General features: G+C 49.6%; 8 protein-coding genes and 1 pseudogene. 6 read left to right on the plus strand and 3 right to left on the minus strand.

The window, feature by feature from the left end:
* Positions 1-226, minus strand: a pseudogene (locus ACOJTG_RS14155) (hypothetical protein); the annotation flags it as partial.
* Positions 227-432: 206 nt separating this feature from the next.
* On the opposite strand from ACOJTG_RS14155, the gene ACOJTG_RS14160 reads away from it, so the two are divergent.
* The 5 genes from ACOJTG_RS14160 (at position 433) to ACOJTG_RS14180 (ending at position 8,278) form a co-directional block, all read left to right on the plus strand.
* The gene (locus ACOJTG_RS14160) at positions 433-1,095 is read left to right on the plus strand and encodes a metal-dependent transcriptional regulator (protein WP_094808247.1); all 663 of its coding nucleotides are present in this window, start codon (positions 433-435) and stop codon (positions 1,093-1,095) included.
* A gap of 153 nt (positions 1,096-1,248) precedes the next feature.
* Positions 1,249-2,328, plus strand: a complete 1,080-nt coding sequence (locus ACOJTG_RS14165) for an LptF/LptG family permease (RefSeq protein ID WP_420154421.1) — start codon at positions 1,249-1,251, stop codon at positions 2,326-2,328.
* A 116-nt stretch (positions 2,329-2,444) separates the two neighbouring features.
* Entirely contained in the window at positions 2,445-3,356 is a 912-nt protein-coding gene (locus tag ACOJTG_RS14170; RefSeq protein WP_420154422.1) for a DMT family transporter, read from the plus strand.
* A 420-nt stretch (positions 3,357-3,776) separates the two neighbouring features.
* Positions 3,777-6,257 (plus strand): S9 family peptidase, encoded by a 2,481-nt coding sequence (locus tag ACOJTG_RS14175; RefSeq protein WP_420154423.1) that lies wholly within the window; start codon positions 3,777-3,779, stop codon positions 6,255-6,257.
* 179 nt (positions 6,258-6,436) lie between these two features.
* Positions 6,437-8,278 carry a M61 family metallopeptidase gene (locus ACOJTG_RS14180; RefSeq protein WP_420154424.1) on the plus strand — a complete coding sequence of 614 codons (1,842 nt, stop codon included), beginning with the start codon at positions 6,437-6,439 and terminating at the stop codon, positions 8,276-8,278.
* Between the two features lie 77 nt (positions 8,279-8,355).
* Here ACOJTG_RS14180 and ACOJTG_RS14185 read toward each other — a convergent pair whose 3' ends face one another.
* Together ACOJTG_RS14185 and ACOJTG_RS14190 are read right to left on the minus strand one after the other, a co-directional pair.
* Complete coding sequence (locus ACOJTG_RS14185; protein WP_420154425.1) at positions 8,356-8,766, minus strand: phage holin family protein; 411 nt, start codon at positions 8,764-8,766, stop codon at positions 8,356-8,358.
* A 226-nt stretch (positions 8,767-8,992) separates the two neighbouring features.
* Positions 8,993-9,244, minus strand: a complete 252-nt coding sequence (locus ACOJTG_RS14190) for a DUF6582 domain-containing protein (protein WP_420154426.1) — start codon at positions 9,242-9,244, stop codon at positions 8,993-8,995.
* Between the two features lie 136 nt (positions 9,245-9,380).
* Here ACOJTG_RS14190 and ACOJTG_RS14195 point away from each other — a divergent pair.
* Positions 9,381-11,509: TonB-dependent receptor (locus ACOJTG_RS14195; RefSeq protein WP_420154427.1), on the plus strand; the 2,129-nt coding region annotated here is incomplete at its 3' end.

The following is an 11,509-nucleotide window of genomic DNA, read 5'->3' on the forward strand; positions in this document are numbered from 1 at the left end:
CTGAAAGCAGGGTATACCCAAAACGGGAACCTCCTTCAATATCCGTGGCCCAGTTACCCGGGTCCATGTAGCCCACGGCAACCATGAGTCCGGGTCCGGCAAATGCCAGAAATTTACGCCAGTTACTGGCTCCTTCCGGGATGCGTACGGAGGCGTGTACTTCCGGTAGCGAGTGATCCAGAAAAGGAGAAGCTTTGGAATCTGACGTAGATAAAGGCGAATTCATACCAAATATAATGCGAGTTAAGGTCTTGCTATCGGAAGCCTGGAGTATCCATTTTCAACGGAACAGAAATCTAATATGCTGCAATCCAAGGTTAAACGAAGCAAATGTAAAGATGGTTTCGGAAAATCAAAACATTTTTTTAGGGGGCCCTAAATTTTTATTTTTGACTTCCTCAAAAGTACCTTTGTAGCCAACTGTATTTGCGAATGGCTTCATTAACGGAAGAAAACTATCTGAAACTGATCTACCATCTCTCAGGGCCCGGCTACGAGGAGGTGAGTACGAACGCCCTGGCGGAGCAAACGCAGACGAAAGCGGCGTCAGTAACGGATATGTTACGGAAACTGGCAGAAAAAAATCTGATCCATTATAAAAAGTATCAGGGCGTTCGGCTTACGGAAGAAGGCCAGCAGGAAGCCCTGAAGGTGATTCGACGGCACCGATTGTGGGAGGTTTTTATGGTGGAAAAACTGGGTTTTCGCTGGGATGAGGTACATCCAATTGCCGAAGAACTCGAGCACATTGCTTCCGAAGAACTCATCAATCGACTGGATGCCTTTCTTGATTTTCCAGAGTCCGATCCGCACGGCGATCCTATTCCGACGGCTTCCGGTCGGATGCCTTCCGCTGAATACGAAAAATTAGCCGAAGTGCCTGTTCAGCAGGAAGTTATCATGATGGGTGTATCGGAGCATACGGCTCCATTTTTGCAGTTTCTGAGTAAATCAGGGCTCATACCCGGCAGTCTGGTGCAGGTACTGGAAGTCAACGAGTTTGACCGTTCGATGACGATCCAGATTAACGAAGCTCATCCTTCTTTCGTAAGCTATGAGGTGGCCCGTAATATTCTGGTTCAGACGAAGGTCTAAGTCAGAACCTGTTGACTCAAATTTCTGTTGCTGCTCATTAGCGTAGGGTCGTCCGTTTTTTTAGCCTACGTTATTTGCATTTTTTAAGAAGGGGCTTTGCGAAAGTAGTTTTAGTTTCGCGTACAGAATTCCCCGAACCGTGACCCCGGAGCCGTGAAAATACTCGACTGGTATATATTCAAGCGATTTCTGACGACCTACGTTTTCGTCGTTTCGCTGGTGACATTGATTATTCTGGTGATCGACTACACCGAAAAGGTCGAAAACTTCATTCGTAATAAGCCCTCCACGCACGATCTGTTGCTGGTGTATTACGTCAATTTAGCTATTTTCTGGGCTAACTACGTAAGTCCGCTGATGGTCTTCATTACGGTCGTTTTATTTACGGCCAACCTGGCGGCTAAAACCGAGATTATTGCCATTTTTAGTACCGGCGTCAGTTTTCTTCGCTTCATGCGACCGTACCTGCTGGCGGCCTCGCTCATCGCGGGGGTGATTTTCTATCTGGTGGCCTATGTCATTCCGACGGCCGATAAAAAGCGGCTGGCCTTCGAGCAGAAGTATGTGCAGGGAGGGACGTATTATTACGATAAACGCGATGTACACATCCAGGTCGGTCCGAACGTGTACGCGTACTTGGCGAGCTACAATAATAGTACCCAGCAGGGCGATAAGTTTACGCTGGAAAAATTTGAAAATAATAAGCTGGTACAGAAACTGGCAGCCTCGTACATCGTCTGGAAACCAGAGATTAACAAGTGGTCGGCGGTGGATTACAGCATCCGTACCATCACCGAAACCGGCGAACAGCTTACGTACGGAAAGCTGATTGATACGACGCTGGCCCTGGAACCCAAAGATTTTGGAAGCACGCAGGATCTGGAGAAAACCTTTACGCTAACCGAACTCAATGAGCATATTCAGAAGCTCCAGAGCCGGGGAGCGGAAGGAGTCGAACTATACCTGATTGAAAAATACCAGCGATTGGCTAGCCCCTTTGCCATTGTTATTCTGACGGCTATTGGGGTGATTGTCTCCGCTCGGAAATCGCGGGGTGGGGTCGGTTTCCAGATCGCCCTGGGTTTTGGACTGGCCTTTATTTACATTCTGTTTTTCATGATGAGTAGCGGTATTGCCAAAAAAGGAGCCTTTGATCCCTTCCTGGCTGTATGGTTGCCCAATATTGTGTTCTCAGTAGTTGGACTGGTGCTGTACCGTACCGTGCCGCGTTAAAAAAGTATCGACACCGTAAGAAGCCCCTTATCTTTACGGTATACATCATTCATGCCTCTTTCCGCCCCCATAACTCGGCCCGATGGTCGAGCCGTATTCCTTTTGATCTGATTGCCATGAGGCCCACTGTTCGCGATTACTTACAATTACACTTCATTGTTCTGATTTTTGGTTTCACTGCCATTTTGGGAAGGCTGGTTACCATTCCTGCGTTGTCATTGGTATTCTGGCGTACGGGGCTGGCTACGCTGGGCATGTGGGCCTTTTTGCGTTGGCAGAAACAGGCAAAGCCCCAACAGCCGATTCCGGTTGTGAAACTGTTACTGACAGGCACGCTCGTAGCGGCTCACTGGCTGTTGTTTTTTGGTTCGGCCCGGGTTTCCAACGTTTCAGTGTGTCTGGCGGGTATGTCGACCGGTTCATTGTGGACGGCGGTGGTAGAGCCCTTATTTACTCGGCGTCGCATAAGTCCTATTGAAATTTTCCTGGGATTACTGGTCATGGCGGGTCTGTATCTGATCTTTCTGTTTGAATTCGATCACGCGTTGGGTTTAGCCATGTCCGTAACGGCGGCCTTCCTTTCGGCTCTGTTTTCCGTGTTTAATTCCATGTTCAGTCGTCAGGTAGAACCCCGCCTGATTACCGCTTACGAAATGACGGGGGCCTGGATCAGTACGGCCGTATTTCTGCCCCTGTACTATGGCGTGCTAGCTCCGGAAGAACCCGTAGCGATTCTGCCGCAGGGCTGGGACTGGCTTTGGGTCGTGGTACTGGCGGGCGTGTGTACCGTATACGCTTATGCGGCATTTGTACGGCTGTTTCAAACCTTTACGGCCTTTGTGATGAACCTGACCGTAAACCTAGAACCCATTTACGGAATTCTACTGGCTTTCTTCATTTTTGGCGATGCCGAGAAAATGACGACGGGCTTTTACGCAGGGGCTTCCCTGATTTTAGGAGCCGTATTGTTGTATCCGGTTTTAAGCCGTTGGTCGAATCGGCGGGCGAAAGAGACGATAAACCCGTAGGCGATTCGCAGCAGTGGTTAAATTAGTTGAAACGTTTGAAAGGCGTTGGCAGGTAGCTTCAGGTTTGAAGCAGTTTCAGGTTTGAAAATAGTTTGAGAGCAATTTCAAGTTTGAGATTGGTTTTAGGTTTGAAGCTGGTTTCAAGTTTGAACGATTTTAGGTTTGAAATCAGTTTGAATTTTGAAATCGGTTTTTGGTTTGAATCGGTTTCAGGTTCACTTGTATTTAAGAGAAAGTTTCAATCTCAGGTATTTAATCGGTTGTTGCGGGATCAATGCCCGGCACTCCAATTCCTCCACTTAAACTTGACTCAAACTTCAAACCCTATTCAAACCAACTCAAACACCATTCAACCCTAACCTGCCTTCGAACCTACGCTCATCCGCTATAAACACCTGTAAATCCTTCATTCACTTTCCCATGAGAAAACCACTCCTTATTGTACTGATGGCTTTGGGGATGGGGCAACTGGTATACGCCCAGGACGGTGGCTACCGTACGCCTCCCAAAGCCTTGGCTGATCTGGTCAACACGCCCCCCACGCCGGGTTTTAACGTCGATTCTAAAGGCGATTGGGTATTGATTACCGAACGGGCTGCGAATCCCTCCATCGCTGAGTTATCGCAGCCGGAATTACGGATTGCTGGCTTGCGGATCAATCCCGCCAACAACGGACCCAGTCGTGGCTTTCCGCTCATCAATCTGAAATTACGGAAGCTGAACGGCAAGGAAGAAATGCAGGTAAAGGGCCTACCCGCCAAAGCTGCGATTTCGAACCTGACCTGGTCGCCGGATGAAACGAAGATCGCCTTCACGAATTCCAGCGAAAACAAAATTGAACTTTACGTAATCGACGTTGCGACGGCCACGGCTCAGAAACTTTCTGATCTGGCTGTAAATGCTGCCTTGGGTTCACCACTGAACTGGGTTTCCGATTCCAAGTCCCTGATCGTAACTACTATTCCAAATACCCGTGGAGCGGCTCCGGCCCTTAGTCGAGTACCTTCGGGTCCGACCATTCAGGAAAACCTTGGTAAAAAAGGACAGGCTCCTACGTACCAGGATTTGCTGAAAAATCCTTCCGACGAAAAATTATTTGAGTACCACGCTACGGCTCAGGTGGTGAAACTTGGACTGGATGGTTCGGTACAAAACATCGGTCAGCCCTTACTGGTGACGGATGCTACGCCGTCGCCCGACGGACAGTATGTGCTCGTGGAAAGCGTACACCGTCCGTTCTCCTACATCGTTCCGATGCGGTACTTCCCGACCAAGGTAGATGTATATAGCCTCAATGGTTCACTCGTAAAAACGTTGACGGACAACCCGCTGGTAGAAAATGCCCCCTGGGGTTCGGATGCGACGATTCCTTACCCACGTAATTACAACTGGCGGGCCGACGTTCCGGCTACTGTAACCTGGGTAGAACCCAAAGATGGCGGTGATGCCAAACGGAAGGTCGCCGTTCGTGATGTACTGAAAACGCTGGATGCTCCGTTCTCGGGCGAAGCCAAAGACTTGTACGCCAGTGCTCTGCGTTTTGGTGGCGTAACCTGGGGTAACGCCAATACGGCTCTCGTGCAGGAACGCTGGTGGGCTACCCGCAAGCAGGTGACGAAGATTCTGAATCCTTCCAATCCAACGAATCCGGTTGTATTGCTCGAACGTTCGTTTGAAGATAAGTACTCCGATCCCGGTCGGCCCGAAACCCGTAAAAACCAGTACGGTCGTCAGGTGCTCGACATCAACGCCAAAAATGAACTGTACTTTACGAATACCGTCGGTGCGTCACCCGAAGGCGACCGTCCATTCGTAAGCGTACTGAATCTGGCAACGAAAGAGAACAAAGTCATCTGGCGTTCGGAAGCTCCGTTTTTTGAAATTCCGGTGAGTTTGCTGAGTGCGGAAAAGGGACTGCTGCTGACTCGTCGCGAAGCGGTGGATCAAAACCCGAATTACTTCATTCGCAACCTGAATTTCAACGCGAAAAAGAAGAAGAAAAATGAAACGGCGGTCACGCAGGTGAGCTTCTTCCCCGATCCGTATCCGCAATTAAAAGGCATTCAGAAACAGGTACTTCGCTACAAACGCAACGATGGCGTGGACCTGACGGCAACGCTGTATTTGCCCGCGGGTTACAAAAAAGAAGACGGTCCATTGCCAACTTTCCTCTGGGCCTATCCGGCGGAATTTAAAAGCAAGGACGCCGCTGGTCAGGTCAGTGGCTCGCCCTACAAATTCAACGCCATTAGTTTCTGGGGTGCCGCTGCGTTTGTGACGATGGGTTACGCCGTTCTGGATAATGCCTCTATCCCCATTATCGGCGAAGGCGACAAAGAACCCAACGATACGTACGTGGAGCAGCTCGTAGCTTCGGCGAAAGCGGCTATTGACGAAGGAGTGAAACTGGGCGTAGTGGATTCGAGCCGGGTTGGCGTAGGCGGTCATTCGTACGGTGCTTTCATGACGGCGAATTTGCTGACGCATAGTAAATTGTTCAAGGCTGGTATCGCCCGCAGTGGTGCGTACAACCGTACGTTGACGCCCTTTGGTTTCCAGAATGAACAGCGTACGTATTGGCAGGCTCCTGATGTGTCTAACCGCATGTCGCCCTTCATGAATGCCGACAAAATGAAAACGCCGCTGTTGCTCATCCACGGCGAAGCGGATAACAACACCGGAACGTTCCCTGTACAATCCGAGCGTTATTACAATGCTCTGAAAGGCATGGGAGCTACCGCCAAGCTGGTATTTTTACCTTACGAAAGTCACCACTACGATTCACAGGAATCACTCATGCACATGCTCAGTGAGATGAATGGCTGGTTAGATAAGTATGTGAAAAATGCGGGTAAAGCAACGCCTACTGCTGGTTCAGTAGGGGGTAAAACCGAAAAATAGATTCTCCTTTTGTAGAAGCGACCCGGCAATGCATGTCGGGTCGCTTTTGTATATACGTACTAGACTAACCAAAACTGATAAAATATACGTCTAATTAAGTGAGAGTAAGGGTTTATTTTGTTTTAAAGTGATTATTCAATACTATTGAATGCTTGTTGCTTTGATTTTGAAATTTTAATATGAATAATTGGATAATTGCAAAACTAAATAAGCGAAGCGTTGGTAGAGCAGAAACGCTAATCCTGATTTGTTTTAGCTGGCTAGCCTTTATCAGAGGCCTGCCTATTCAAGCTCAGCAACTAGCGTATACTGTTCGTACCCCAGACCCAGAAACGCACCTGTACCACGTAGCCTTAGCCTGTCAGAATGCTAAAGGTAGTACGCTGGAATTTAAGATGCCCGTTTGGACACCGGGGTACTATCAGTTGATGAAATATGCTTCGTATGTGGAAAGCTTTCAGGCAAAAGATGAGTCTGGTCGATTACTTCCTTGGGAAAAATCGACGCCCAGTACCTGGAAAATCAGTACGAATGGAGCTAAAAAGCTGCAAATCAGCTACGATGTTCGGGGAAGTTCCTCTTTTGTCGCTAGTAACTACCTCGATGCGAATAAAGCCTACATTTCACCCACGGGCTTATTTCTGTATTTGAAAGACCGACTGGACCTGCCCGTAACCGTAAGGCTGGAGCCTCATAAAGGCTGGAGTTCCCGCATCGCAACGGGATTGGATTCCATTCCCGGAAAACAACATACATATAGGGCTCCCAACTTTGATGTCCTCTACGACAGCCCGATTCTGATGGGAAAAATCGAAGAATTGCCGCCGTTTGAGGTGAAAGGAATTCCGCATTATTTCGTGGGATACAACATGGGCGACTTTGACCGGAAAAAATTTACGACCGATTTGCAGAAAATTGTTGCGAACGGCTCGGCCCTGATTGGCGATATTCCCTACAAACATTACACCTTTATTGCCATCGGTCCGGGCGGTGGCGGCATTGAGCACCTGAACTCTACTTCGATCAGTTTCAGTGGAAACCAGTTGCATACGCGAGCGGGTGAGCTAAAGATGTACAACTTCCTAGCTCACGAATATTTTCACCACTACAACGTCAAACGAATTCGTCCACAGGAGCTAGGACCGTTTAACTATGATCAGGAAAATCGGACGAACCTGTTGTGGGTATCGGAAGGCTTTACGGTGTATTACGAATACCTGATTGTCGAACGGGCCGGATTGATGACGCCGGACGAACTGTTTCAGTCGCTCCAGCAAAACATTCGGGCGTACGAAAACAAACCTGGGCACCGCTTTCAGTCGGCTACGCAATCAAGTTATGAAACCTGGGAGGATGGACCATTTGGACGTACGGGCGATGAAGTCAACAAAACCATTTCGTATTATAACAAAGGACCAATCTTGGGTTTAATGCTGGATTTTAAGATTCGCCATGAAACGCAGAACAAACGCTCGCTCGATGATGTCATGCGGTCGCTGTACCGCGACTATTACCAGAAAAAACAGCGGGGATTTACCGAAAAAGAGTTCCGTCAAACCTGCGAACAGATCGCCGGAACGTCACTGACGGAAGTATTTGAATACGCCGCTACGGTCAAGGACATTGATTATCCAAAGTATTTCGCCTACGGTGGTCTAGCCATCGATACGACTGCCCGCCCATTGTCCGGAGCTTGGTTAGGCATCAAAGCCGCTACAAAGGGTGATTCGGTCGTGGTAGCTCACGTCGAGTACGAGTCGCCCGCCTGGGAGGCTGGATTGCGTAGTAAGACGGTGATTCTGGCAGTGGATGGTAAACCTGTATCCGCACTGCAACCGCTGGATTTGACTCGTAAACCGGGTGAAACCGTAGCCTTAGTGGTAGTACAGAACGGACAGCGAAAAGAACTAACCTTACGGACTACCGAGAAGTACGAACGTGATTTTAAAATCACCCCTCTACCGAATCCAAACGCCTTGCAGGCGGCTATTCTGAAAAGCTGGCTACAGCCTCAGGAGTAATATAGAATTTTGTAGAAAGGAAAAGAGCAGCGAACCCCGCTGCTCTTTTCCTTTCTTTATACTCTGTCCTCTGCAAGTTATCCTCTAAGTAAAGCAGTTTGAGGCATCCACTGCAAAACCGTTTCCATGCGTCCATTGCCCGCGGGAGCTGGAGCCATTACCTGATCCAGAACCGCTCCGGCAACGGCTACGCCCAGAGCAATGACCACGGCGGGCCAAAAGCCATCGATGGTTAGACTGCTCATGAATGAATCGACCAGCTTGAGCAGTACCGCCGTCACGAGTAGACGAATAACGAATGACAAAAGAAAGAACGTAACTAGGTTACCGATACCCCGCAGGATCCAGCCGATTGTAACATTAAGCAGAGCCAGGATGACGGCGACTAATAACGCCTTCCCAAAACTTTTCACCTCAACCTGAGGCATGACATACGCTAATCCAAAAATGACGGCAGCGTCGAGCAGTAAATGCAGAATTAAATTCATATAGTAGTTATAGCTAGGGTTGAAATGTCTGTTTCTTTACCAAAGGCGTACCAAAATTCTATTTTGAGCAATCTGAGTCAGATTTTCTACAAATACCGAATTTTATAAACGTATGGAGTAATTTCTCAAAAATCAGAGTAATAATTCTTTTCACTGGATAGTAAAACACCACGTAGCATTCTCTGTTACGTGGTGTTTTACTAGAACCCCAGAAGGGTGGGCTCTATCAATCATCTTTCAAACCAATGTCGTGCTTTTCAGCCGCCCGGCGAATACGATTTTTGATGAGTTCAACTTCGTCGGTATCGTATTTGGCTGCATTGTCTTTGTGGTGAATGTAGCTCCAGGCGGCCCGAATGTGTTCGGGCGTATCGATCGGATACTTCTTGTTGGTTGGATCTGCGAAAGTAACCTCTCCGTACTGGCGTTCGCCTTCTTCAGGATTGACATCCTCCCGACGATCAATGTGCGTGCTCATGGCCTTTTAATGTTAGGGTGAAAACCATAACCTTGAGTAGTACAAAGGACATGCCAATGGTGAGTTCCGGAACGTGCTAGTATAGTGTTTTTGCAAGTAACGAATGGGTATACGTTTTGCAACAAAACTCCATTCTATGAAACACCTAATTACTTCCAAACTCTTCTTTTTGCTCATCGGTATGCTGCTGCCTGGCCTGACGTTTGCCCAGCAGGCTACCTTACGCGGCAAGGTTACTTCCGGTGGCGAAGCCCTGGTCGGAGCGACGATTACGGTAGGTCGCTCGGGAGCCCTGACCAATGCTAGTGGCGAATACAGCCTTTCGGTATCCCCCGGTACACTGACGGTGATGGCCGGTTTTGTGGGGTATAAGAACCAGACACAAACAGTGACCGTAGCCGCGGGTGAAACGGCTACGCTTGATTTCGCACTGGAACCCGGCGTTGAACTCAACGAAGTGGTCGTGATCGGTAGCCGTTCGCAACCGCGTACGCAACTCGACTCGCCCGTACCCGTCGATGTACTTGATGTCAAGCGACTCACCCGCGATGCTCCGCAGGTGACGCTCAATCAGATTCTGAATTACGCCGCTCCGTCGTTTAGCTCCAATACGCAGTCGCTCGGCGATGGTACGGACCACATCGATCCGGCTTCCATTCGCGGGTTGGGCCCCGATCAGGTGCTGGTACTGATTAACGGCAAGCGGCGGCATACGTCTTCGCTGGTGAATGTGAACGGTACGGTAGGCCGGGGATCGGTCGGAACGGATTTGAACGCGATTCCCGTATCCGCTATCGACCGGATTGAAATTCTGCGAGATGGAGCTTCGGCCCAGTACGGCTCGGATGCCATTGCCGGAGTCATCAACATCGTTTTGAAAAGTGCCGTTAACCACTTCGACGCCAACGTGACGACGGGCGGCTACATTACCCAGAGTAACGGGAAGAATATTCAGGATGGACAAAACGTGCAAGTCGCACTGAATTACGGGTTGCCATTGGGTGAAAAAGGCGGGTACATCAACTTCTCCGGTTCATTCGACCAACGCGAACCGACCAATCGGGGAGGCGTATACAACGGGGTCATTTACCCGACGTATCCCGGCGGGGCAGATGATACCGAAGGCTTTCTGGCCCGAACCAACACCACGCGTGAAGATTACAGCCTGATTGTCGGACAGTCGCAGTTCCGGAGCGGTCAGTTCTTTTTCAATGCCGCCGTACCGCTGGGAAACAACGCCGAGATTTATTCTTTTGGGGGCTTAGGCTATCGTCGTGGGCTGTCCCCCGGTTTTTACCGGTATCCCAATGATGCCCGAAACGTACTGGAAATCTATCCGCTGGGCTTTATGCCGTATATCGGTTCGGACATCTACGATCGCTCGGTCTCCGTAGGGATTCGGGGAGATGTAAACGACTGGCACATCGACTTCAGTAATACCCTGGGACAAAACCAGTTTGAGTTTCGGGTGGAAAATTCAATCAATGCTTCTTTACTGACGGCATCGCCCACCGTATTCCGGGCGGGTGGTCCACGGTTTACGCAAAACACGTTCAATCTGGATTTTACCCGAAAATTCGATGTCTTGAGCGGGTTGAATCTAGCGTTTGGGAGTGAATACCGCTTCGAGCGTTACCAGCTGCTGCCCGGTGATCCGAACTCGTATACGAATTACGGTACGGCCCGGCAGGTTGGCGTAGATGCCACGGGTAAACCCATTCTGATTCCCGATCCAGCCGGTCCGGTCAATACGCTGTTTGGACCCAACGGTTCGCCGCGTCCCGGTGGAGCTCAGGTGTTCCCGGGCTTCCGGCCAGAGAATGCGGTGAACGCCAATCGTACTTCGGTAGCGGCATACGGTGAAGTGGAGTTAAATCTGAGTGAAGCCTTCCTGGTAGATGGAGCCATCCGGTACGAGAACTACAGCGACTTCGGCTCGACGCTGAACGGGAAAATCTCGCTTCGTTACAAAATTACCGATCAAATCGCCGTCCGGGCTTCAACCAATACGGGTTTCCGGGCTCCTTCGTTGCAGCAACGGTACTATACCAACACGTCTACGGTCTTTACGAATGGAGTAGCGAACGAAGTAGGGGTGTTCCCTAACAACAGTCGGGCGGCTCAACTGGTGGGTATTCCAAGTCTGCGTCCCGAGAAATCGCAAAGTGTAAGTGCGGGCGTAACGGGTAATCTGGGGTCGTTTAAAGTGACGGTCGATGGCTACTTTACCCGGATCAACGACCGGGTTATTTTCACGGATCAGTT

Source organism: Siphonobacter sp., assembly GCF_048595215.1.
GTDB lineage: Bacteria > Bacteroidota > Bacteroidia > Cytophagales > Spirosomataceae > Siphonobacter.

Coding starts and splice junctions, on each gene's coding strand:
- ACOJTG_RS14160 (WP_094808247.1), top strand. CDS start 433: ATGGCTTCATTAACGGAAGAAAACTATCTGAAACTGATCTACCATCTC.
- ACOJTG_RS14170 (WP_420154422.1), top strand. CDS start 2,445: ATGAGGCCCACTGTTCGCGATTACTTACAATTACACTTCATTGTTCTG.
- ACOJTG_RS14175 (WP_420154423.1), top strand. CDS start 3,777: ATGAGAAAACCACTCCTTATTGTACTGATGGCTTTGGGGATGGGGCAA.
- ACOJTG_RS14180 (WP_420154424.1), top strand. CDS start 6,437: ATGAATAATTGGATAATTGCAAAACTAAATAAGCGAAGCGTTGGTAGA.
- ACOJTG_RS14185 (WP_420154425.1), bottom strand. CDS start 8,766: ATGAATTTAATTCTGCATTTACTGCTCGACGCTGCCGTCATTTTTGGA.
- ACOJTG_RS14190 (WP_420154426.1), bottom strand. CDS start 9,244: ATGAGCACGCACATTGATCGTCGGGAGGATGTCAATCCTGAAGAAGGC.